Here is a 23,215-nt window from a genome sequence, read left to right as displayed (position 1 = left end):
GACGATGATAACCGTAAAAGATCTTGCTGTTTCCTTTGGCAGCGGGCACACGATCAAGCAGGTCGTGAAGGGTGTCTCCTTCGACGTGGTGGCCGGCGAAACATTCGGGCTCGTGGGCGAGAGCGGCTGCGGCAAGTCCACAGTCCTCGGCGCGCTTGCCGGGAGGATCAAGACCTGGAGCGGCGCGATCAGGATTGACGGCGACGAGATCGGGCCGAGGCGGTCGCGATCGCAACTTGCCAAGCAACAGATGGTGTTCCAGGACCCGTTCGGCTCGCTCCACCCGCGTCACACGATCGGAAGAACATTGCTTGAGCCCCTGGAGATCCATGCGCTGGACCGGCGTCAGGAGCGTGTGGACGAGGTCCTGCGCGATGTGGGATTGCCGGCGGCTTTCCGACACCGCTTCCCGCATCAGCTCTCGGGCGGCCAACGCCAGCGTGTGGCGATCGCACGTGCGCTGATTCTCAAACCACGCATCCTGCTTCTGGACGAGCCAACCTCGGCACTCGACGTGTCCATCCAGGCGGAGATCCTGAACCTTCTCAAAGACCTGCGGGAGCGGGAGAAGCTGACTTACATCCTTGTCAGCCACGACATGGCGGTCGTTGCCCATCTCTGCAATCGGGTTGCGGTGATGCAGGATGGCGTGTTCGTGGAGGTGGCGACGCGCGAACAGCTTCTTGGCGGTGCGGTAGGGCATCCCTATACACGCACCTTACTGGATGGCAGCCGTGGCTATATCGCGCCAACGAGGCAGCGAGCGCATGCCGCTTCGCTGGTTGCAATTGACCAGAGTTGAACGGAGAGCCGTTATAGGCTCTCCAGGATCTGAATGCTCTGGCTCAAAGGGCTGCTTCCAGCAGTCAGAAGCTGGAAACGCCGCTCATTGAATCTGCGCAAGCAGATCCTCCGCACCCTTGCGCACGCCGACGCGGGCGGCCGCCATTGAACCGAAGCTCGCGCCTATGTTCATCGCGTTCGGATATTGCTTGAATACATATGCCAGGAGGAGATGGTTGCTCATTGCGTCATAGACCTCGACGGCGTAGCTCGCCTGCGGCAGGTCCCTGCCAGGGGGCTCGATCGGTGCCACACTGCCCGAGACCACCGATTTCGCGGTAGGCTCGACGCCGACCACGCCAAAGCGTCCAGAGGAAACAGATTTTCGATTTCAGGTGGAAGGAGAGACGGTCGTTCCTTTAATCCATTAATTTTATAGACAATATTGATGAACTAAGGTCACGCAGCTCGTGAGCTGCCCATCAATGCCCATCGGCATTCGCTCACCCGCGTAACGCAGAACAAACGATGGCTCCAATAGGGTAAAACGGAGGATCGCATGACGCCGAATTTCATCGATGCCTTGAAAGAGCGTTTAGAGCGGTTTCTTTCGCTATCGTGGATCACGAGGGTCCACGTCCGGAGTGCCGACGAGAAATCGGGCATCCCGCCGCACGAAGACCGCGACTACTCATTGCGTGAACAGCAGCTCTATCTTTGGGGCTCGCCCTTGGGGCCGTGGTACTAAGGAGATCGGCAATGGCACTCACCTTTGACTTTCGTCAGCCGATCTCCAGGCCACGCATCAGGGATATCCGATCGAAAATCATGCACTGCCTGGCGGTGGGATCGATCGTTTCCTCGTTCACATTCATCCTGGCCGTCGTGATGGGGCTATTCTGATGAACTGTCGTATGTCGGTTATTTGGAATGCCCGAAAAATGCGTCTCGGAGAGATCGTACCGCGATGAGCAGAGTTCTCATTCTTCCAGGACTGTTCGGTTCCGGCGACGGCCACTGGCAGCGCTACTGGCTACAGGATCGCGCTAATAGTCGCCTGGTGGAACAGGATGACTGGGAGCATCCGCGATTGACGGAATGGATGACGAAGCTCGATGCCGCCCTGGAAGAGGCGGGTGAGGCATATATCGTCGCCCACAGCCTCGGCTGCCTGCTGACCGCTCGACTTGCGGGAAGTGCCGCGGCGCGGCGCGTGAAGGGGGCGCTGCTTGTTGCGCCATGCGACTTGCCAGTAACCGAGCTGCTCCATCCCGGATACATTGCTTTCGGCAGCATGCCGACGGCTGCGCTGCCGTTTCCAAGTATCATCGTCGGCAGCCTTGACGATGTCTATATGTCCCTTGACCGGCTCACCCTGTTCGGGCGCCTTTGGAAATCGGAAGTCAGGAACATCGGGCTTGCCGGCCACATCAATGTGGCGAGCGGTTTCGGTCGGTGGACTGCCGGCTATGCTTTGCTGGAAAAGCTGAAAGAGCGGGCGAAGCAGAAAAGACGCGATGTCCTTCCAGTGCCGGCGCCGGCAGTCTAGCTCATCGGGCCAATTCTGGTTCTGCCTCTTCAGCGCCTTCCTGCGTGATGAAGTGATCGATCAAGGCAAAGAGCCGATCGGGTGCCTGTAATGGGGGGACATGAGCGCATCCCTCCAGTACCTGCAAACGGGCGCGGGGAAGCCTTTCAACCAGGTCTCGCGCCATTTCTGGCGGTGTGGCCTGATCGTTCTCACCAACGACGACAAGTGTAGGACACCGCACGGCGGAGACCGCTGCGGTCAAGTCGAGATTGGCGAGTGTTTCACACGCTGCGCCAAACACATGCGGATCGATGCGCAGAAACGCATCACGGCGATCCCGCATCAGATCCGGATTGCCTACCTGAAAGTCGGCTGCAAAGAGCCTGTTCATGGCCGTGTCGGCAACCGCCTCCAGCCCTCGTTCGGATGCAGCTCGCTCCATCTTGCGAAATGCTTCTCGTCCCGGCTCGGAGAACCTTGCGCCGCATCCGACGAGAACGAGCCGGGCCGGAAGCGAGGGACAGAGAATCGCCGCCTGAAGCGCGACAAAAGCTCCAAAGCCGTTGCCGACGATTGTGGCCTCTCCGTCCGTGGCGAACGTTCTGACGAGCGATGCGATCAGATCGGCGCTCTGAACGAGGCTTCTCTTCCCGGGAACCGACGCTCCGAAGCCTGGGAGGTCCGGAACGATCACCCGGTATTTCGCCGCAAGCGCTGGAGCCAGCCGGTCAAAGCTGGCGCGATCGGAGAGCAGCGAATGGAGCAGAACGATCGGCCGCCCGCTGCCCGTGAGATAAAGATTCAGTTTGTTGTCCATCAGAGTTTTACCTCTTGCATGTTTGTCATATTTCATAAATCCCATTTTTGTGTATTGCAAATCCTTATTTTACAGGTGTATAACTCCAGTGTGAAATATCACAAGAGATCAAGATAGATACATATAGGCTATCAAGTTGCTGCTACGAGAAAATATATACGACGCCCTCCGCAATGAAATCCTCACCTGCCGGTTGATGCCGGGTGAGGAGATCCGCGAGCAGGATCTCGCTCAGCGATACGAGGTGAGCCGGCAGCCGATCCGCGAGGCCCTGCTGAGGCTACAGCAGGATCGCTTGGTGACTGTGCAGCCGCGCCAGGGCTATCAGGTCAATCCGATCTCCATGAAAGATGTGAGAGACCTCTTTCAATTTCGCCTTGCGCTCGAGCCGGCTTGTGCGACCGCTGCCGTCGAAACGGCAAGCGATCACGTTCTGGCGCAACTGGACCGTTTCCGCTCGATCGGGCCGAACGAAAATTTCATTGACTACAACAGGGGCTTCCATGACGCGCTGGCTGCCGCCTCCGGCAACGCGCGGATGGAAGCCGCCATACGCGACGTCCTCGATCAGGCCGATCGGCTCGTTCGGCTGTCTGTCAGCACGATCAAGGGACGGGATCCGCAAAAGCTCGTTGCCGAGCATGGCGCCATCATCGACGCCGTCCAACGGCGCGATGCCCGAACCGCGCGCAAGCTCATTCGCGCTCATGTAACCGCCGGTCAGAAACGCGTGCTGTCCGCTCTCGGCCGCAGCGCCGTCCGGCTTTGACGTCTGGAGGAAAATCGTGAACCAGAGTCCCCGCAATACCGCCGTGGAAACGCACGGCAACTTTGTCGACGGCAGGCAAATCGAAGCCGGCGGCAACTCCGTGATCGACGTTCGCAATCCCGCCACAGGAATGGTGATCGCGCGCATCCCGAACTCGACGCCGGCCGATATCGATCGAGCCATGAAGAGCGCCCGCGGCGCCTTTGAAGGACGCGAATGGGGCGGCATGGACGTTCGCGCCCGCGCAAGGCTGATCAACCGGCTTGCCGACGCCTTCGAAGCAAATCTCGAGACGCTGTACCGTCTGGAGACGCTGAACAACGGTCGGCCGGTCAACGAAACGCGCGCGCAGCTTTCCCGCCTGCCGGACTTCTTCCGCTACTTCGCCGGTCTGGCGCTTGCGCGCCGTGACGACGTCATCCCGGTCGAAGGATCCTATCTCAACTACACGCTGCGCACGCCGATCGGCGTCGTTGCCAATTGCACGCCATTCAATCATCCGCTGATGATCATGTGCAAATCGCTTGCCGCCGTTTTGGCGTCAGGCTGCACGACGGTCGTGAAGCCCTCCGAATATACGCCTCTCACCACCTTGAAACTTGCGGAGATCTTCTGCGAGGCGGGCTTGCCCAAGGGTGTCTTCAATGTCGTGCTCGGCTACGGCGCGGAAGCGGGCCGCTTCCTGGCGGAACATCCTGATATCAACAAGCTCGTGCTGACCGGCGGCACGGAAGCCGGTCGTATCGCAGGCAGCGCTGCCGCCAAGGTGTTTGCCCATCAGACGCTCGAACTCGGCGGAAAGACGCCGGTGATGGTCTTCGACGATTACGATCTCGATCAAGCGGTCAATTATGCTGCCTTTGGCGCCTTCATTGGCGCCGGCCAGACCTGTGTCTGCGGCAGCCGCCATCTCGTTCAGGAATCGATCTACGACGCCTTTGTCGAAAAGCTCGCCGCCAAGGCGCGCTCCATTCGCATCGGTGATCCCTTCAATTCTGAAACACAGCTTGGACCGGTGATCTCCGCCAAGCAGCGCGAGCGTGTGCTCACCTATTCGCGGCTCGGTCGCGAGGCCGGGGCACGTGCCGTGGCGGGCGGCGATGTCGCGATGGTCGCTGGCTTCGAGGGCGGCTATTTCGTGCAGCCGACCGTGTTTGCCGATGTCAAAGCTGACATGCGGATTTTCCAGGAGGAGGTCTTCGGGCCCTTCACCAGCATTACGCCGTTCAAGGACGAAGCCGAGGCTTTGCGCCTCGCCAATGATTCACCCTTCGGCCTAGGGGCTGCGATCCGCACCCGCGACGTGGCGCGGGCCCATCGTGTGGCCGCTGGCGTGAAGGCCGGCATCGTCTGGATCAACGACCATCATCGTCTCGATCCTGCCTCACCCTGGGGTGGCGTCGGCGAAAGCGGCGTGGGCCGCGAATTCGGCCTCGAAAGCTTCAACGATCATTTCAACGTCAAGAGCGTGATGGTCGCGACCGACGACAAGCCCTTCGACTGGTATAGCGCAACGGCGGCGCAGACCCGTCTAAACTGACCGAGAGGCATCGAGCCGGACCAGCATTGGAGGCTGCTGCTTCGGCTCCCGAATCCATTTTCAGGAGGAGATTATGTCAACCATCGTCAATGCCGGTGGGCGCCTCGACAGGTTGCCCGTAGGACCTTTTCATTATCGTATCATGTGGCTCATCGGGATCGGCATGTTCCTCGATGGCTTCGATATCTATTTGGCGGCGACCGTGTTGGGGGCAACGCTCGCAAGCGGTTTTTCCACGCTCGGCCAGAATGCCCTGTTCGTTTCGGCGACTTTCGTCGGCATGATGCTCGGCGCGTTCGGCACGGGCTTTCTTGGCGACCGCTACGGACGCCGCTTCACCTATCAGGTCAATCTTCTGCTCTTCGGTGTCGCGTCGATTGCCGCCGCTTTCGCGCCCAACATGGAAGTGCTGATCTTCCTGCGCTTCCTGATCGGTCTCGGGCTCGGCGCGGAAAATGTCGTCGGCTATTCGACGATGACGGAATTCGTTCCGGCGCGTTCCCGCGGCCGTTGGCTCGGGCTGATGGCCGTCTTCGTGGTAACGGGATTGCCCGTCGCTTCCCTGCTTGGATATCTGATCATTCCGGCCTTCGGCTGGCGCGTCATGTTCATCATCGGCGGTCTTGGCGCGCTGATCGTCTGGTACATGAGAAAGAAGCTGCCGGAGTCTCCGCGCTGGCTGGAATCGGTCGGCCGTACTTCGGAGGCGGAACGGCTCGTATCCGATATCGAGGCGGAGGTGGCCCAAGGCATCCAGCTCCCGCCGCCCGTTGCCGTTGCCTCCGTCCCGCGGCTCGAACTCTCTGCTCTTTTCCGGCCTCCGATGCTGTCGCGCATGATTGTCGGCTGCGTCACGCTCGTGGTGATAAACACGCTGCTCTACGGCTTCGTGACCTGGCTACCGACCTTCTTCGTCAGCCAGGGTCTCAGCACCGCGAAATCCTTCGGCTTTGCGCTTCTGATGGGGCTCGGCGCGCCGATCGGCTCCGCTATCGGTGCGCTGACCTCGGACGCCTGGGGCCGCAAGCCGACGATCATCGGCGCTTCCTTCCTCGCAATCGTGTTCGGCATTATCTATCCGCAGATTGCCGATCCCGTCTGGCTGCCGGTCGTGGGCTTTGCCCTGACCGTTCCGATCTACGTGCTCGTTGCGCTTCTCTTCGGCATCTATATTCCCGAGCTGTTTCCGACCGAAGTTCGCCTCCGTGCGTCCGGCATCTGCCAGACCTTCGGGCGAGGGGCGACGATCGTCACTCCCTTCATCGTCGTCTCGCTCTTCCAGACCCATAGTATCTCGGGTGTCCTGGTGCTGATGGTCGGGCTCCTGGCGCTCCAAATCATTGTCGTGACCTTCATGGGAATTGAACCGCGCGCCCGGCGCCTGGAGGAACTCACGGAGCCCGGCGACGATCGAATCAGTGTCCAGCAAGCACGGGTGAGCAAACAGACGCTCGGTTAATACGAGCATGAGGGAGGGGCGCAGTCCCTGTGCCTTCCCCCATTGAGCACGACTTCATCAAAGCAGGCTTTTGACCGTTTAGATCTGCCCCTTCGCGGGATCTAACGCTCTCGGAAAGGGACGTGCGTTAACCATTTCTTAACCACACCGGCGATAGACATGGTCAACGAATTATTTACGTAGATGACCAAAGTGCTAACAGACGCTCGCTCGATCCGTATAAAGGGCCGCTCTTTCCTTGCGGTTGTGCTTTCGCCAGATCTTCCATTCGATGACTGGCTGGCCAGGCTTGATGATCTCGCCGCTCGCTCGGCGGGCTTCTTCCTGGGACGACCCGTCGTCCTCGACGTAACAGATCTGCCGATCGACCGCGCACAGTTGAAGGACCTCATCGCAGCGCTTGCCGGGCGCAACGTGAGCATCATGGGGATCGAGGGCGGCCGTCCATCGATCGCCGGTCCCGGCATGCCGCCTGTGCTCAAGGGCGGCAAGCCTGTCGCCGATTTCGAGAGTGCTCCGGCAGAGCCTGTCGTCGAGCCGCGCAACAGCAAGAACGGGTCGCCGGCGCCGGAGGTCCGCATAGAGACCCGCCCCGCGGCACTGCAATCCCTGATCATCAGGGAACCCGTGCGTTCGGGACAGTCGGTGATCTTTGCGGAAGGGGATGTCACGGTTGTCGGATCGGTCGCCTCGGGCGCGGAGATCATCGCGGGAGGCTCGGTCCATATCTATGGCACGTTGCGCGGCCGTGCCATGGCGGGGTCACTCGGGAACGCATCCGCCCGGATCTTTTGCCGCAAGCTCGAGGCCGAGCTGCTTGCAATCGACGGCATCTACAAAATGGCGGAAGACATGCCGCCGGGCCTTCGCGGACAAGCGGTCCAGCTGTGGCTCGAAGGCGATGCGATCATGGCAGAGAAACTTACCTGAGCCGTAGCCGGCCAAGAAGGAGAGCAAGATGGGGAAGGTAATCGTCGTCACGTCAGGCAAGGGCGGGGTTGGCAAGACGACCTCGACTGCCGCATTGGGAGCGGCTCTGGCGCAGAAAGGCAAAGTCGTCGTCGTCGATTTCGACGTTGGCTTGCGGAATCTCGACCTGGTCATGGGCGCCGAGCGAAGGGTCGTCTACGACCTGGTCAACGTCATACAGGGCGATGCCAAGCTCCCGCAGGCACTGATCCGCGACAAGAGGCTTGAGACGCTGTTCCTGCTGCCTGCCTCCCAGACCCGCGACAAGGACAATCTCACTCCTGAAGGCGTCGAGCGGGTCATCGACGAGCTGAAGCAACATTTCGACTGGATTATATGCGACAGCCCTGCCGGGATAGAGCGCGGCGCCACTCTTGCCATGCGGCATGCGGATGTGGCGGTTGTCGTCACCAACCCGGAGGTTTCCTCGGTCCGTGATTCAGACCGCATCATCGGTTTGGTGGATTCCAAGACGCTCAAGGCCGAGCGCGGTGAGCGAATGGAAAAGCATCTGCTCCTGACGCGCTACGACACCACGCGCGCCGAACGCGGCGACATGCTTAAGGTCGATGATGTCCTGGAAATCCTCTCCATCCCACTCCTTGGCATCATCCCGGAAAGCTCCGATGTTCTGCGCGCTTCCAACATCGGCTCGCCGGTCACGTTGGCCGACGCCCGCAGCGCACCGGCAATGGCCTATTTCGATGCCGCTCGCCGGCTCGCCGGGGAGACTTTGGCAGTCACGATTCCCACGGAGAAACGGGGAATCTTCGGCAAGATCTTCGCACGGAGGGTGGCCGCATGAACATTTTCGGACTTTTTCGCAAGCAACGGTCGGCGCCTATGGCGCGCGAGCGTCTGCAGGTCCTGCTCGCCCATGAACGCGCTACGGACGGTCTGGATCTGGTGTTGCAGCTACGTGAAGAAATTCTGGCCGTCATCGCCAAGCACGTACAGGTCGACACCGATAAGGTGCAGGTCAAAATGGATCACGACGAGCACGTTTCGATCCTCGAGATCGATGTCGAAATCCCACTGAACGCCAGCATGCAGGCGGCGTGACGGACAGGTGATGCCGAGGGGCCGCCCCATCGGGTTGGCCCTGACGGATCGGCGAACCGGCGCTCAAGAACTTGACGGTGACGGCACCCATTCGCCGGGCATGTTCAAGTAAAGCAAAAAGTCCCCGCCCGCGCAGGTGTTGCCCCGCCGAGCTCCTTCCTGATGACCGCTTTGAGGGCCGCCCGTGACCCATCGGCCACCAGGTCAACATGGACAGATCGGGATCGACGCCGATTACGTGCCGGAGGCCTCCCAGTTCAGGAAGAAGCCGATATCTCCCGGGATGCCGCCGGGAAAGTCGATGACCATCGCTCTGAGCTTGTAGCCCTCAGGCTCCGCGACCTTCGTGAAAAGGTCGTAGATTTCCTTTGCCTTTCCCTGCAGGGTGTTTGGCCAGTCGGGCTCGAAATTGTTGATGGCCCTGCCGCCATCGATGCAGAAGCTCGAGGGGAAGCTGTAGACCATCGCCTCCATCTTGCCGTCGGCCACCGCATTCATCACCATGCGCCGGATCATGGCGCGCTCGGAATCGCCGACATGCTTTCTGAAGAAGTCTTCGGTGAATTCCGCAAGATCCTCGCCCGAGGCCATTCTCTTGTTCTTCTCGCGCTCCATCTCGGCGAGGCGTTTCTCGAGTGCCTGTTTGCGCAACTCCTCTGCGCTATGCACCGGCGGCTGGGTAGTGGACTTATGCGTCTCTTTCATCATCTTGTCCTCCATGGGAACGACGGCGGGTCATCGGTGTCCGGCGCCGCGGGTGGCGCTGGGGATAGCCAGAGCAATTCCAGGAAAAGTGCGGAGCGGTTTTCCGTCCGGAATTGCGTAAAAACAAAAGATTAGAGCGGTCCTACGCTTCCGCGAACCGCTCTAGACTCAGAGCACGTTGGGAACGACGTGGCGTACGCTGCTGTCGACCACATAATCGTCGGGGCGCTTTTGCCGCTTGCCGAGTTGGGGTTCCTCGAACTTCACCCTCTCGTAGGGGATTGATCTCAGAATATGCGAGATGCAGTTGATGCGCGCCGCCTTCTTGTTGTCCGATGGAACGATCCACCAGGGCGCGTGCTTGCTGTCACTCATGCGGAGCATGTCGTCATAGGCGCGCGAATAATCCCACCAGCGACGGTAGGATTCGAGGTCCATCGGGCTGAGCTTCCATTGACGCAGCGGATCGTCGATCCGGCGGCGGAAGCGGCGCTCCTGTTCCCCTTCGCTGACGGTCAGGAAATATTTCAGCAGTAAGGTACCACTTTCCACGATTGCCGCTTCGAAGCGCGGCACCAGTTCAAGGAAGCGCCGGGCCTGCTTATCGGTGCAGTAGCCTATGACCCTCTCGACGCCGGGGCGATTGTACCAGCTGCGATCGAAGATCACGACCTCGCCGGCGGCGGGCAGATGTGCGATGTAGCGCTGCATGTACATCTGCGACTTTTCCCGCTCCGTCGGTGCGGGCAGGGCGACGACCCGGAAAACGCGCGGGCTCACGCGTTCCGTGATCCGTTTGATGACCCCGCCCTTGCCGGCGGCGTCACGCCCCTCGAAGATGATGACGATCCGGGCGCCCGAATTCCTCACCCAGGCCTGCAGATGCGCCAGCTCGACCTGCAGCCGGGCGAGCTCCTTGTCGTATTTTGCCGATTTGTTCTTCTTGCTGTCTAGCTTTTTGCTGTCGGGTTCCAGCTCGGCGACCTCGTTATCCTGCTTCTTGTTCATGCTTGCCTCCTCCCCGTTGCGAGACGCCGACCGGCGTCGACCCTGCCACGATATCCTCGGCGCGAAAGGCGCGCAGCGCATCGTCCAGATCATCGAAAAACCTTGCCGCTCCAGCCCGCGCAACGACATCGGCGCGTTCAAGCAATTGCTTTGCCTCAGTATGCAACTCCGCGATGCCGAGCATGATGGCGGCCGAGGGCTGCGGCCGCGATCGGTTTCAGTGCTCCAGGAAGACGTAATTCATCCATGCGCTCATGCGCAGCAGAACCTTGCGCAGGATCGCGACGTGATGCCAGTGCTCGGTATAGACAGCGACATCGGCAACGACGCCGCCGGGCAGCTGGTATCCGGAGAGATCATCGACGATGTCGATCTGGGCCAGCGTCAGGCCCGGAGCGAGCCGCTCGGGCGATTGCGGGTCGATCAGTGCGCCGGACGGCTGGAGCTGGCCCTGCGCCATGACGTCGATGATGCCTGCGACCTTCGCCTTGAAAATCCTGCCGGGAATGGCCTTGAAGGAAACCTCGGCCTCGTCGCCGACGCGCACGCGTTGCAGGGAGTTCTGGATGAAGGCGGCGCCGAGCATCCGGTCCTCGCTGTTGATGAAGACCATGACGGGCCGCAGCGGCAGGGGGTTGGCCATCATGCCCGGCCGCAGGAAGACCTGTGTGACATAACCATCGCTCGGCGCCCGCACGGTCGTCTGGTCGAGTTCGTATTCCGCATTGCCGAGTTCGGCGCGAAGGCGGGCGACAGTTGGATTGACGCCTCCGATTTCCGCTTCGTAGCCGAGCCTCGCCTGGGTTTCCTGAGCCTGAGCCGTGGCAAACGCCGCCTCGGCCGTCAGATACATGCCGCGCCGGTTGTCGACTTCGAGTTCCGAATACACGGCCTGTCTGCCGCTCGCCCTGGCGTTCTCGTTGGACTGCACGACGCGGTCGAAGGCCTGCTGTGCCCGGTCGCGCGAGGCACCGGCACCCTGGGTTGCCGACGTGGCGGCGTCGAGGGCGGCCTTGAGCTGCAGCACCGACTGTTCGGCCTCAGCCAAAGCAGCCTTTTTCTGGTCGACAGTGAACTGGTAAGGCCGCGGATCGATACGGAATAGTACATCGCCCTTCTTCAGCGGCGTATTGGGCGTGACCGAGACTTCGACGACCTGACCACCGACCGTCGGAATGACCGGTGCGGAGGTGAAATAGATGCGGCCGTCGCCCGAATACGGATGGTTGTAGCTCATGATCAGGAGAAGGCCTGCAATCAGGAAGATACCGCCGAGCACTGCCGTCGAGACCGTCCATTGATTGATGGGGATCCTGAAGATCTTGAAGACCGCCACGCAGATTGCCGCATAGGTCAGGATGAGGAGCAGATCCATCAGGCTTTCTCCCTCGCAAGCGGTTGCTGCCGCCCCTCGAGCTCGGTGATGCGGGCCTGGAGGCGGGCAATCTCGGCATTGGCTTCGATTTCCGATTTGAGCACGCCGTCCGGACGCATGCCCCAGCCGCGATCCTCGCGATAGAGCGTCGCCCAGATGAACAGGAAGGGCCAGATGACGTGCAGCGTGAACAGGCTCACCCAGCCTGCAATGTGGATGGCATCCTGATGCGGATGGTTGCGCGCCTTGGCGATCAGGTGAGGAATATCGTGGATCGCTATGATCCCGTAGAAGAGCGTCAGCACGACGAAGAGCAGAACGCCGAGCGCAAAATAATCGAGAAACACGGCCTTTCCTCCATCTCCCCTCAATGGCGTTCGCGAGCCTTAGATCAAGCGGCCATGCTCTTGCGGCTCCCAAAGGCCTGATATTATTCAGTGCAGAAGATCATCCGCTCCTGGCAGCCATTACCGCCCGATGATCTGGCTGATGCCAACCTGTTTGCCCGCGGTCCGGAAGCCAGCAATCTGTTCGACCCGATCGCGGCTCCCCGTGCCTCGACTGCGAACGATAAGGCTATACGCTCATCGGGGCTGCGTCATTGAGCGCAATCAAATGGGCGACGAGGAAGCCTCGCTTCTGTTCTGCCATTCGCGCCAATGCGTGGGATGCACTTCGATCGGCTCTAGCGTTTTCGAGTCGACCCAGCCCAGACGCACGCGCCGGCAGGGGAAGACCAGGGGGTGCTCTCCCTCTTCGTCGATGACCGCGAGTTCGATTTCGCGATCGAAAGGCGCACTGAAAATGGGCTGCCACATCTGCTACGCCCCCCACACCCTTTCATCGCGAGTGCAAAAAGTAAGGCGTTTACAGCGCCGTGCTTCTTTTCAGACACACAAAGGTCGCTGTAACACTTTGAATGGCTGCATGGTTCCTCAAATCGGTCCTGATCTACGGAACCATGGAGCAGGTCTCGCGGGAACGTGCGGGCTTCACGGGATGTGAAGAGGCTGGCGGGCACGGATGCCGGTTACCCGTCTTGGCAACATGCTCGCGGATTCGAGCTGCGTGATCGGGCACCGCCAAAAGTCCTGACACCGCTGACATTTCCCCCATTGCAGGGACCGAGTTTATAGATTGTCGGGCAAGGGCTCATTGATTTCGATCATCCCATCCGCTCAAAAGTGACGAAGCAGCGTTCCGGGTCTTCATCCCGTGCTCGGCACCTTGCGTGATTTTTTATGTATTTTGTCGCTCATATGAGATACTTTATAAGCACTTAGGCAATTCTCGCGGGGGCGACGGGTTGATCAAGGGGCGTTTTCTGCAATCCACCTTTGCGCGACGCTTCGACCGGGCGCAAGCCTATTCCGTTGCCGTTGCCGCCGTCCTGATTGCCCTTCTCGCCCGGCTGCTGCTTCACAACCTTGTGGAAGAGCATTTTCGATTCACGTTCTTCTTTCCCGCCGTCCTGGCGGCTGCCAGTATCGGCGGCTGGCTGCCGGGATTGCTGACCATTGCCCTGTCGATTGCCGGCGTGATCCTGCTGGCCAGTCTGACGGCAATCCCGCTCCTGACGGTGCTGGACGGATTCATCTTCGGGGTAGTCGGCCTCGCGATCGTATGGATGGGCGCTGCGCTCCACAACGCCTGGCGCGTCATCGACCAGACCCAGCGGGCGCTGGATCGTCGCGTGGCGCAAATAAAGGTCATGCTGGATACGATCCCGGATCCGACAATTGGGATCGATCAGCAGGGAGTGGTCATATCCTTCAATGCCGCTGCGGTGCGGCAATTCGGCTATCGCGAGGGCGAAGTGATCGGCAGGAACGTCAGCATGCTGATGCCCTCACCCTACCAGGAGGCGCATGACGGCTATATCGCACGCTATCTGCGGACAGGGGAAAAGCACATCATTGGCCTCGACCGGGTCGTCGTTGGACAGCGCAACGACGGCACCACCTTTCCCATGAAGCTCGTCGTCGGCAAAATGGTGGTTGAGGGCAAGACCTATTTCACCGGCTTCGTCCGGGACCTAACCGAACGCGAGGAGTCTGCCGCCCGGCTTCGCGAAATACAGGCGGAACTTGCCCGCCTGGCACGCCTCAATGAACTCGGCGAGATGGTCTCGACGCTCGCCCACGAACTCAACCAGCCGCTATCGACGATCGCCAACTATGCGCAGGGTTGCAGCCGTCTGCTGCATGGTATGGATGGCGCCCCGGCGACGCAGGCGCGCGAGGCGATCGGCGAAATTACCCGCCATTCCCTGCGCGCCGGCGAAATCATAAGGAATCTGCGGGAATTCGTTGTCCGCGGGGAAACCGAGCGAACACCCGAGGATATCCGCAAGCTTGTGCAGGATGCGGGCGCGCTCGCGCTCGTCGGCTCGCGCGAGCGCGGCGTGCAGACGATCTACCGCTTCGGACCGGGTGCCGAGAAGGTCCTTGTCGATCACATCCAGATCCAGCAGGTCCTGACCAATCTGATGCGCAACGCCACCGAGGCCATGCAGGCAAGCGAGACGCGCGAGCTTCTCGTCAGCACGGCCCTTGCTCCCGATGGAGATATTGTCGTGGAAGTTTCCGACACGGGGCCGGGGATTCCGGACGAGATAGAGGCGAAGCTGTTCAGCCCTTTCGTCACGACGAAGGCGGGAGGAATGGGGATAGGCCTGTCCATTTCGAAACGTATAGTGGAAGCCCATGGAGGCAGGATAACGGCGCGGCGAAACGACAAGGGCGGCGCCACCTTCCGCTTCTCGCTTCCCGCGGCCAGGGAGCATGCCTCCAATGCAAGCCACTGATTGCGTGGTCCATATAGTCGATGACGAGGAATCGATCAGAAAGTCGCTGACCTTCCTGCTGACCACGGTCGGCTTTACCGTTCGCGTCCACGAATCGGGAGCTCAGTTCCTGGCGATCGCGTCCGGCCTGAAGAATTGCTGTCTCGTTACGGATCTGAGAATGCCTGAAATGGACGGCGTGGAACTGCTGCAGCGCCTCAGGGAGATCCCGGTCGTGATCCCATCGATCGTCGTCACCGGCCACGGCGACGTTCCGATGGCCGTCAGAGCAATGAAGGCCGGCGCTGTCGACTTTATCGAGAAGCCTTTCGCCGATGAGGTTCTCATCGGGGCGATCCGGTCTGCGGCCGAAGGGCTGGCCGGCGGCGAAGCTCGCGAGGATGTCGCATCGATCCAATCGAACATGGCGCTGCTGACCGATCGCGAAAAAGAGGTCCTGTATCGCGTTGTCGAAGGCCAGCAGAACAAGGTCATCGCCTACAACCTCGCCATCAGCCCACGCACCGTCGAAGTTCACCGCGCCAATGTCATGGCGAAGATGGGGGCACACAGCCTGCCGGAACTCGTCCGTATGACGCTCGCCGCCGGGCTCGATACCAGAGCTGGCTGAGGAAAACGTGTATGCGGTTTTCCGCCCGAATCCCGCTCCGACATATTGGAACCGATCACGTCTATGATTTTTGGCCTGATCGAGCCAAAATCGTCGTGATCCAGATGTCTACGTAGATACCCGTAGAGGAAGTCCCGAATATCCTCCGATAAATTTTCGTCCGATCATGCGAGGCGTTGGGAGAGGGGGCAATCATGCACGGGCTGACGTCACTATCACCGACCGCTTCACATCGCCTCGGCGCCCGCAATTTTCCAGCCGATCCATTCGATTTTTGGGACGGCGCGCACGCTCCGATCAGCATATTGACCGATGGGCAGAGCATCTACATCGATGGTGAAAGGGCGACCCGGATCTATCGGGTCGAATACGGCGCCGTTCGGGAGTGCCGGATCCTGAGCAGCGGCCGACGGCTTATCGTGGCATTCCACATGGCTGGAGAGTGGTTCGGCCTGCAGAATGGCAACACCTATCGGTTTTCCGCCGAAGCGATCGGCGCCACAGGCATACAGAGCTTCGGTCGCGATGAGCCTCAGGAATTCCTGCAAAGCCTCATGCCGGCTGCGCTCGACAGCCTTGCCAGCGCGCAGGAACATCAACTGGTGATTGGACGGCAATGTGCGGTCGAGCGGATCGCCGCCTTCCTGGTCGAAATGTCGGCGCGTCGCGGCGGACTTGCCAATTTTGAGCTCCCGATGTCGCGCACGGACATTGCCGACTATCTCGGCCTCACGGTCGAGACCGTGTCGCGGGCACTGACGAAACTCAAGCACCGGAGGATAATCCGGCTGCATGGCCTGCGAGGCGTGGAAGTGCTCCAGCGCGATGCATTGAAGAGGCTCTGCGCATAACGGCATTTTGCGTCCGTTCTCCCCACCAGTCGCGCCTCATATTGATCTGGGTCAACGCACCGACAAGGAGACCACACTATAGTGCCTTCGGCGTCGCCGGCCCTGCGCCCTTGGCGCGCCGCGAATTGCGGATCTGTCCGCGAGGGGAACAGAAAACCGAACCACGGGAAAAAGCTGCCGCCGGGGAAGGTGACCGGCAGACCGGGCGAGGCAGGTGTCCTGCGGGATGGATACACGGCTTCAGTTCGGCGCGCGGAAACAGCGGTCTATCGCCATGGAAACGATCCTCGCCGTCAACGCCGGCTCATCGAGCCTCAAGTTCAAGATCTTCGGGATCGAGGACTCGAGGAACCTGCGGCCCCTCATCGGAGGCAAGCTGGACGGCATTGGCGTGACGCCTCGGCTGTGCGCTCGGGCCGCCGGGAATCTGAATGTGACACAGGACTTTGCGCCGGATGAGGTTCCTGATCTGACTGCGGCAATCCGCCATGTCGAGGCATGGCTGCGCGAGACGCAGAAAATCCGCCTTTCCGCGGTCGCCCATCGCGTCGTCCATGGCGGCCCTGACTTTAGCGGCCCGGTGGTCGTCAATGAAGACGTGCTGCACCGCCTCGAACAATTCATACCATTGGCGCCTCTCCACCAGCCCCATAACATCGCTCCGATCCGCATACTGCGCGACAGGCGTCCAGAGCTGCCGCAAGTCGCCTGCTTCGACACGGCCTTCCATCGCAGCCATTCCGCCCTTGCCGATCGTTATGCGATCCCGGAGCACCTTCACGCCGAGGGCGTACGGAGATACGGGTTCCATGGGTTGTCCTACGAATATGTCTCCCAGCATTTAAGCGAGGTCGCACCCGACATTGCGGGCGGGAGGCTGATCGTCGCGCATCTTGGAAGCGGAGCCTCCATGTGCGCCATCCAGCACGGGCGCAGCGTGGAAAGCACATTCGGGTTCACGACGCTTGATGGGCTGCCGATGGGAACGCGTTGCGGCCAGATCGATCCCGGCGTCATCCTGTATCTTCTCTCAGAGAAGGGGATGACGGGGACGCAGGTACGGGATCTGCTCTATCGCGAATGCGGCCTGATCGGATTGTCGGGCATCAGCAACGACATGCGCGAGCTTCTGGAGAGCGCTCATCCGAGGGCCGCGTTTGCGATCGACTATTTCGTCCATCGGGTCGGTCTCTATGCGGGCGAGTTTGCTGCCGCGCTTGGCGGACTCGACGCCTTCGTCTTCACGGCGGGCATCGGCGAAAATTCCGCCGTGGTGCGGGCACGTATCGTCGAGAGGCTCGCCTGGCTAGGAGCCCGGCTGGATCCAGTGGCCAACGAGGCAGGGGCGCTTCGGATATCGAGCGGGGAAAGCAGCATCCCATTGTTCGTCGTTCCGACGGATGAGGAATTGATGATCGCACGGCACGCGCTGGACGTGATTGCTTCCTGCAGCGGCCTGTGAAGCGATCGCACGGCATGGTTCTTCGAGCTCAGGCCGGTCGAGTTTGCCATAGGGGTTGACATGGACACGCAAAAGGTACCGTTCAGGACGACGGCGTTGCGCTTTGTACAGGCGGTCGGGCACTTCATGACATCAGAGGTGGGCTGGAAAGCAAGATTGATGTTTGCCGGACTGGTCGCACTCCTGTGCGGCATCAACGGCCTGAATGTCGTCAACAGCTATGTCGGGCGAAACTTCATGACGTCGATCGCAAATCGCGACATGCCGGAATTCCTCCGGCAGGCGTTTTTTTATGTCGGTGTCTTCGCTGCCTTGACGGTTGTCGGCGTCATGGCACGGTTCGCCGAAGAAAGACTGGCGCTTCTATGGCGCGAGTTCCTGACCCGCAGGGCGGTCAAGTTGTACCTCGCCGATGCGACCTATTATCATCTCGATAGGTCGGGACAACTCGCCAACCCTGATCAGAGGATCGCCGACGACGTTCGCGCCTTCACGGTCACGACGCTTTCCTTTCTCATCATGGTGCTCAACAGCAGCCTCACGATCCTCGCTTTTTCGGGCGTACTCTGGACGATCAGTCCGTTGCTGTTCGGCGTGGCCGTCCTCTATGCCGCCTGCGGTTCCTACCTGACGATCACGCTTGGCCGGCCGCTGATCCAGCTGAACTATGATCAGCTGGACAAGGAGGCCAACTTCCGTTCCGACCTCATTCAGGTTCGGGAAAACGCCGAAGCCATCCTGCTGGCGCGCGACGAAAGGCGACTGACGGATCGGCTGATTCTCCGGGTTGACGACCTGGTGAGCAACTTCCGCCGGATCACATCCATCAATCGCAATGTCGGTTTTTTCACCACCGGCTACAACTGGATGATCCAGATCATTCCGGCATTGATCATTGCTCCGGCTTTCATCAAAGGAGAGATCGATTTCGGCGTGATTACCCAATCGGCCGTAGCCTTCACGCTGCTCGTCGGTGCGTTCTCGCTGATCGTCACGCAGTTTCAGTCGCTGTCGACTTTCGCTGCAGTGGTCGCACGGCTTAGTTCCCTGTTGCGAGCGATTGAGCAGTCGAAATCGACCAGGGGCTCTGCCGTCGAGCTCGTCGAGAGGGGAGGCCCTCTCGCCTACGATAGCCTCACTCTCCTCTCTCCGGCGGACGGGAAGGTCCTGATCAAGGACTTGTCAATATCGATCCCTGACGGGACGCGTGTTCTGCTCACGGGATCGGACCCGTCAGCGGGAGTAGCCCTGCTCAGAGCCACCGCCGGCGTCCGAAGTGAGGGAGCGGGGCGCATTCTCCGCCCGTATGCAGACGAGCTTCTCTTTCTTGCCCAGCGGCCCTACATGCCGCGAGGCAGTTTGCGCCAGATTCTCACCCGTACCGCATATCGTGGCGAGATGCCGGATGACAGCATTTTTCAGCTGCTACGGGAACTCGAACTCGAATATCTGGCGAAGCGGGCGGGTGGATTGGACGTGGAGCAGGACTGGGGGACATCGCTATCGCTGCGGGAACAGCAACTGCTCGCCTTTATCGACATACTGCTCGCCAAACCGCGGCTTGTTTTTCTGGATCATCTGGGGCCGACGCTCGGTTCCGACAAGGTCCGAAAGCTGCTGTCGATGCTTTCAGAGAATTCGGTCGGTTGCGTCAATATGGCGGAGGCGGATGAAGCTCGTCGCTTTTACGACGCCGTGCTGGACTTTGGCGAACAGGGAGCATGGACGTGGACTGCGAACCAGCCCGAGCCGTAGATCCAGCGACCTGTCGTAGCTTTGCAATATGTATATGCGCATTTTCTAATTGAAAGGACAACACGGAGGAGCCTGAGATGCATGTTAAGGATGTGATGATGACGAAAGTGGTCACGGTCTCGCCGGACAACAGCGTCAAACGGGCGGCCGAAGTCATGCTGGCTAATCATGTCAGCGGTCTTCCTGTTGTTGACGATAAAGGCCGGCTCGTAGGCATCATCAGCGAAGGCGACCTGTTGCGGCGGGCGGAACTGGGAGGTGGTGCCATTGCCGCGCTCGGCGATGAAAACCTGTCTGCCGAAGAGAGAGCACGCCTGTTCGTGAAGAGTAACGCCTGGAAGGTTGGCGATGTGATGAGCGCGTCTCCAGTCACCGTAATGGAAGACGCCTTGCTGATGCGTGTCGCCAGACTGATGGAAGAGCATCATATCAAACGGCTTCCCGTTATGAGAGGCGACACCCTCGTCGGCATCGTCAGTCGCGCCGATCTGCTTCAGGCGATCGTTTCGGCGGAGCTCGACGGGACGGCGCCGGGGGACGAGGCAATCAGTCGCAGTATCGCGATGCGCCTGAAGGAAAATGCTGCCCTTGAAAGGCAGGATGTGTTGGCAACCGTTACCGACGGAATTGTCCATCTCTGGGGAAGCGTCGATTCGGCCGAGTGCAGAAATGTCGCGCGGGTCGTGGCGGAAAATGTTCGCGGCGTGAAAGGAGTGGTCGAGCACTTCGGCGAAAACGCTGGTGGCGCCTAAAACGTTGCAGGCACACCATGCCAGATAAATTCTGGCGTGGTAATGTATAGCCTATGTATAAGCGTGGCAGCATTGCAGCCGTGCCATGTATATTATTGGCTTTGTTAGTTTATGTTCACGTTTATGCGTCAATACTTATAGAGTAATCTGGAAAATTTATTTGATTTTACTGCTGTTTCGTGGTTTTTGAACGATTGTAGATTTCGAAGAAAATTCAGGGTCAGACGGGTGAACATCCCGTTGAAGCTAGGCAGGATCGGAGCACCGGCATCTGCCGCCCCTGATGCTGGGCAAGGCCTCTACTAGGTGCGCGTCCAGCTGGCGGCGAAAGCATCGAAAGTTATTGCCAACTGCCGCATGCAGCAGCCTGAAGACACGAGAATTCCATAGCGACCGGTCCGGCTCTCGAGGGAGGAAGAACAAATGGCTTCTTTGAAAACGGCAACGCGTGAAAGCCTACGTGCCGACGAAGACACGGCAACGAGAGATCCACTTTCAAAGGAAGAATTGCGGTTGATGGACGCCTATTGGCGTGCCTCGAACTATCTGTCCGTCGGCCAGATCTACCTCCTCGACAACCCGCTGTTGAAGGAGCCGCTGAAACGCGCGCACGTCAAGTCGCGACTTCTCGGCCATTGGGGGACGTCGCCGGGTCTGAACATGCTTTACGTGCATCTGAACCGCGTCATCAAGCGGGATGATCTCAACATGATCTATGTCATCGGCCCCGGTCACGGCGGACCGTCCCTGGTCGCGCACGCTTACCTGGAGGGCACGTACAGCGAGGTCTATCCGAATATAAGCCGGGACGCAGAGGGGATGGGGTGGCTGTTCAAGCAGTTCAGCTTCCCGGGCGGGATCCCGAGCCACGTCGCCCCGGAGACACCGGGCAGCATCCATGAGGGCGGCGAACTCGGCTATGCCCTGAGTCACGCCTATGGGGCCGCATTCGACAATCCGGATCTGATCGTTGCCTGTATCGTCGGCGACGGTGAAGCGGAGACCGGGCCGCTTGCGACGGGCTGGCACGGCAACAAGTTCCTGAATCCGGCGCGAGACGGCTGCGTTCTGCCGATCCTGCATCTCAATGGGTACAAGATCGCCAATCCGTGCTTCCTCGCGCGGATACCTGAGGATGAATTGCGGAAGTTCTTCGAGGGGATGGGATATACGCCCTATTTTGTCGAGGGCGACGATCCGAAGATTGTGCATCAGGACGTTGCGCGCACGCTCGACAGGGCGGTCGCCGATATACAGGAGATCTGGCGCCAGGCGCGCAGCAGCAAGAAGGTCAAGCGTCCGGCGTGGCCGATGATCGTCTTCCGCACGCCGAAGGGCTGGACGTGTCCGCCGGAGATCGACGGCAAGAAATGCGAGGGATACTGGCGTTCGCACCAGGTGCCGATGGGCGATATGGACAAGCCGGAGCATATCCGCATTCTCGAAAAATGGATGAAGAGCTACCGGCCCGAAGAACTGTTCGACGAAAACGGCCGGTTCAAGCCCGAACTGGAGGCGTTGGCTCCGTTGGGCCGTCGCAGGATGAGCGACAACCCGCATGCCAATGGCGGACTGGTGCTGCGGGATCTCAAGATGCCCGACTTCCGGGACTACGCGGTGGATGTTTCAAGCCCTGGCGCTGTGGTCGTTGAATCGGCACGGGTGATGGGCAAGTATCTCCGCGATGTCATGAAACAGAACCTGGAGAGCAAGAACTTCCGCCTGTTCAGTCCAGACGAAAACAACTCCAATCGCTGGCAGGACGTCCTCGAGGTCACGAACCGCTGCTACATGGCGGAAATCTATCCGGAAGACGATCATCTGTCCCCGGACGGCCGAGTGATGGAAGTGCTGAGCGAGCACCAGTGCCAGGGATGGCTGGAAGGCTATCTGCTCACGGGTCGCCACGGGTTCTTTTCCTGCTATGAAGCCTTCATCCACATCATCGATTCCATGTTCAACCAACACGCCAAGTGGCTGAAGGTCTGCAATCACATCCCATGGCGTCGCCCGATCGCCTCGCTGAACTATTTCCTGAGTTCGCACGTCTGGCGTCAGGATCACAACGGCTTCAGTCATCAGGATCCGGGCTTCATCGATCATGTGGTCAACAAGAAGGCCGACGTCATCAGGGTCTACCTCCCGCCGGATGCCAACACGCTTCTGTCGGTGACGGATCACTGCCTGCGCAGCCGCAATTACGTCAATGTCGTTGTTGCGGGCAAGCAGCCAGCGCCACAGTGGCTCACGATGGATCAGGCCATCAAGCATTGCACCGAGGGACTGGGCATCTGGGAATGGGCCAGCAACGACAAGGGCGCCGAACCCGATGTCGTCATGGCATGCTGCGGCGACGTTCCGACACTCGAGACATTGGCCGCCGTCCAGCTGATACGAGAGCACCTGCCGGAGTTGAAGGTACGCGTGATCAACGTCGTGAACCTAATGAAGCTTCAGCCGCCGGAGGAGCACCCGCACGGTCTGTCCAACCGCGATTTCGATGCCTTCTTCACCAAGGACAAGCCGATCATTTTCGCCTTCCACGGCTATCCGTGGCTGATCCACCGCCTGACTTACCGCCGCACCAACCATTACAATCTGCATGTTCGCGGATACAAGGAAGAGGGTACCACGACGACACCCTTCGACATGGTGGTCCTGAATGAGCTCGATCGGTTCCACCTGGTCCAGGACGTCATCGACCGCCTGCCTCAACTCGGGGCCCGCGCGGCATACTTCAAGCAGGCCATCCATGAGCGGCTGATCGAACACAAGCAGTATATCGAGAAGTACGGCGATGACATGCCGGAGATCAGCGGCTGGAAATGGGGCGTCAAGAGCACGTCGAAGGCGCGTCAAAGGACGTCGACCGAAGGCGATAACGCCTGAAGAGGGCTGCAGGTTCAGAGCAATTCACGGAAAAGTGCGGAGCAATTTTTCATTCGGAATTGCATAAAAACA

26 protein-coding genes are annotated in these 23,215 nt (G+C 59.9%); 18 read left to right on the top strand and 8 right to left on the bottom strand.

Going from position 1 to position 23,215, the window contains the following annotated elements:
• Positions 1–4 precede the first annotated feature (4 nt).
• A complete protein-coding gene (locus AAE029_RS09290) occupies positions 5–802 on the top strand; it encodes an ABC transporter ATP-binding protein (protein WP_371072846.1) in 798 nt (265 codons plus the stop codon).
• 84 nt (positions 803–886) lie between these two features.
• On the opposite strand, the gene AAE029_RS09285 is transcribed toward AAE029_RS09290, so the two are convergent.
• Positions 887–1,141 carry a DUF3313 family protein gene (locus AAE029_RS09285; protein ID WP_371072544.1) on the bottom strand — a complete coding sequence of 85 codons (255 nt, stop codon included), beginning with the start codon at positions 1,139–1,141 and terminating at the stop codon, positions 887–889.
• A 201-nt stretch (positions 1,142–1,342) separates the two neighbouring features.
• Between AAE029_RS09285 and AAE029_RS09280 the strand changes: the two genes are divergently transcribed.
• From AAE029_RS09280 to AAE029_RS09270, 3 genes are all read left to right on the top strand, one after another.
• Positions 1,343–1,531, top strand: a complete 189-nt coding sequence (locus tag AAE029_RS09280; protein WP_371072543.1) for a hypothetical protein — start codon at positions 1,343–1,345, stop codon at positions 1,529–1,531.
• Positions 1,532–1,542: 11 nt separating this feature from the next.
• Positions 1,543–1,686, top strand: coding sequence for a hypothetical protein (locus AAE029_RS09275; RefSeq protein WP_371072542.1), 144 nt, complete (start codon positions 1,543–1,545; stop codon positions 1,684–1,686).
• Positions 1,687–1,750: 64 nt separating this feature from the next.
• On the top strand, positions 1,751–2,332 hold the full coding sequence (locus AAE029_RS09270) for an RBBP9/YdeN family alpha/beta hydrolase (protein WP_371072541.1): 582 nt from the start codon (positions 1,751–1,753) through the stop codon (positions 2,330–2,332).
• Between the two features lies 1 nt (position 2,333).
• On the opposite strand, the gene AAE029_RS09265 is transcribed toward AAE029_RS09270, so the two are convergent.
• Entirely contained in the window at positions 2,334–3,131 is a 798-nt protein-coding gene (locus AAE029_RS09265; protein ID WP_371072540.1) for an alpha/beta fold hydrolase, read from the bottom strand.
• Between the two features lie 136 nt (positions 3,132–3,267).
• Between AAE029_RS09265 and AAE029_RS09260 the strand changes: the two genes are divergently transcribed.
• The 6 genes from AAE029_RS09260 (at position 3,268) to minE (ending at position 8,930) form a co-directional block, all read left to right on the top strand.
• Positions 3,268–3,900, top strand: coding sequence for a GntR family transcriptional regulator (locus AAE029_RS09260; RefSeq protein ID WP_371072539.1), 633 nt, complete (start codon positions 3,268–3,270; stop codon positions 3,898–3,900).
• A gap of 16 nt (positions 3,901–3,916) precedes the next feature.
• The gene (locus AAE029_RS09255) at positions 3,917–5,440 is read left to right on the top strand and encodes an aldehyde dehydrogenase (RefSeq protein ID WP_371072538.1); all 1,524 of its coding nucleotides are present in this window, start codon (positions 3,917–3,919) and stop codon (positions 5,438–5,440) included.
• 73 nt (positions 5,441–5,513) lie between these two features.
• A complete protein-coding gene (locus AAE029_RS09250) occupies positions 5,514–6,899 on the top strand; it encodes an MFS transporter (RefSeq protein WP_371072537.1) in 1,386 nt (461 codons plus the stop codon).
• A 183-nt stretch (positions 6,900–7,082) separates the two neighbouring features.
• Complete coding sequence (minC, locus tag AAE029_RS09245; RefSeq protein WP_371072536.1) at positions 7,083–7,829, top strand: septum site-determining protein MinC; 747 nt, start codon at positions 7,083–7,085, stop codon at positions 7,827–7,829.
• Between the two features lie 28 nt (positions 7,830–7,857).
• Entirely contained in the window at positions 7,858–8,673 is an 816-nt protein-coding gene (minD, locus tag AAE029_RS09240) for a septum site-determining protein MinD (protein WP_371072535.1), read from the top strand.
• Positions 8,670–8,930: a cell division topological specificity factor MinE gene (gene minE, locus AAE029_RS09235; RefSeq protein WP_371072534.1), complete on the top strand. Its 261-nt coding sequence runs from the start codon at positions 8,670–8,672 to the stop codon at positions 8,928–8,930. Before minD ends, minE begins: the two co-directional genes overlap by 4 nt.
• Before the next feature lie 234 nt (positions 8,931–9,164).
• Here minE and AAE029_RS09230 read toward each other — a convergent pair whose 3' ends face one another.
• The 5 genes from AAE029_RS09230 to AAE029_RS09210 all read right to left on the bottom strand — a co-directional run bounded on the left by AAE029_RS09230 (position 9,165) and on the right by AAE029_RS09210 (position 12,365).
• Positions 9,165–9,635: a hypothetical protein gene (locus AAE029_RS09230; protein WP_371072845.1), complete on the bottom strand. Its 471-nt coding sequence runs from the start codon at positions 9,633–9,635 to the stop codon at positions 9,165–9,167.
• A 168-nt stretch (positions 9,636–9,803) separates the two neighbouring features.
• Positions 9,804–10,643, bottom strand: coding sequence for a polyphosphate kinase 2 (gene ppk2, locus AAE029_RS09225; protein ID WP_371072533.1), 840 nt, complete (start codon positions 10,641–10,643; stop codon positions 9,804–9,806).
• Positions 10,624–10,827 (bottom strand): hypothetical protein, encoded by a 204-nt coding sequence (locus tag AAE029_RS09220; RefSeq protein WP_371072532.1) that lies wholly within the window; start codon positions 10,825–10,827, stop codon positions 10,624–10,626. Before AAE029_RS09220 ends, ppk2 begins: the two co-directional genes overlap by 20 nt.
• A 33-nt stretch (positions 10,828–10,860) precedes the next feature.
• Positions 10,861–12,018 (bottom strand): HlyD family secretion protein, encoded by a 1,158-nt coding sequence (locus AAE029_RS09215; protein WP_371072531.1) that lies wholly within the window; start codon positions 12,016–12,018, stop codon positions 10,861–10,863.
• Positions 12,018–12,365 (bottom strand): DUF3302 domain-containing protein, encoded by a 348-nt coding sequence (locus AAE029_RS09210; protein ID WP_371072530.1) that lies wholly within the window; start codon positions 12,363–12,365, stop codon positions 12,018–12,020. Before AAE029_RS09210 ends, AAE029_RS09215 begins: the two co-directional genes overlap by 1 nt.
• Before the next feature lie 90 nt (positions 12,366–12,455).
• Here AAE029_RS09210 and AAE029_RS09205 point away from each other — a divergent pair, with 90 nt between their 5' ends.
• Positions 12,456–12,623: a hypothetical protein gene (locus tag AAE029_RS09205; protein ID WP_371072529.1), complete on the top strand. Its 168-nt coding sequence runs from the start codon at positions 12,456–12,458 to the stop codon at positions 12,621–12,623.
• A gap of 6 nt (positions 12,624–12,629) precedes the next feature.
• On the opposite strand, the gene AAE029_RS09200 is transcribed toward AAE029_RS09205, so the two are convergent.
• Positions 12,630–12,836, bottom strand: a complete 207-nt coding sequence (locus tag AAE029_RS09200; protein ID WP_371072528.1) for a hypothetical protein — start codon at positions 12,834–12,836, stop codon at positions 12,630–12,632.
• A gap of 488 nt (positions 12,837–13,324) precedes the next feature.
• Between AAE029_RS09200 and AAE029_RS09195 the strand changes: the two genes are divergently transcribed.
• The 7 genes from AAE029_RS09195 (at position 13,325) to AAE029_RS09165 (ending at position 23,143) form a co-directional block, all read left to right on the top strand.
• Positions 13,325–14,824, top strand: coding sequence for a PAS domain S-box protein (locus AAE029_RS09195; RefSeq protein WP_371072527.1), 1,500 nt, complete (start codon positions 13,325–13,327; stop codon positions 14,822–14,824).
• Complete coding sequence (gene fixJ, locus AAE029_RS09190) at positions 14,811–15,434, top strand: response regulator FixJ (protein ID WP_371072526.1); 624 nt, start codon at positions 14,811–14,813, stop codon at positions 15,432–15,434. The genes AAE029_RS09195 and fixJ overlap by 14 nt, the downstream gene beginning before the upstream one ends.
• Before the next feature lie 194 nt (positions 15,435–15,628).
• Positions 15,629–16,285, top strand: a complete 657-nt coding sequence (locus AAE029_RS09185) for a helix-turn-helix domain-containing protein (protein ID WP_371072525.1) — start codon at positions 15,629–15,631, stop codon at positions 16,283–16,285.
• A 274-nt stretch (positions 16,286–16,559) separates the two neighbouring features.
• A complete protein-coding gene (locus AAE029_RS09180; protein ID WP_371072844.1) occupies positions 16,560–17,747 on the top strand; it encodes an acetate/propionate family kinase in 1,188 nt (395 codons plus the stop codon).
• A 60-nt stretch (positions 17,748–17,807) separates the two neighbouring features.
• Positions 17,808–19,502, top strand: coding sequence for an ABC transporter ATP-binding protein/permease (locus AAE029_RS09175; RefSeq protein ID WP_371072524.1), 1,695 nt, complete (start codon positions 17,808–17,810; stop codon positions 19,500–19,502).
• Positions 19,503–19,579: 77 nt separating this feature from the next.
• Positions 19,580–20,254 (top strand): CBS domain-containing protein, encoded by a 675-nt coding sequence (locus AAE029_RS09170; RefSeq protein WP_371072523.1) that lies wholly within the window; start codon positions 19,580–19,582, stop codon positions 20,252–20,254.
• A gap of 423 nt (positions 20,255–20,677) precedes the next feature.
• The gene (locus tag AAE029_RS09165; protein ID WP_371072522.1) at positions 20,678–23,143 is read left to right on the top strand and encodes a phosphoketolase; all 2,466 of its coding nucleotides are present in this window, start codon (positions 20,678–20,680) and stop codon (positions 23,141–23,143) included.
• Positions 23,144–23,215 lie beyond the last annotated feature (72 nt).

The organism is Sinorhizobium sp. CB7, assembly GCF_041357635.1.
Taxonomy (GTDB): Bacteria; Pseudomonadota; Alphaproteobacteria; order Rhizobiales; family Rhizobiaceae; genus Rhizobium.
Note: the sequence above shows the minus strand (reverse complement) of the source record. Positions and strands in the feature narration are given on the sequence as shown.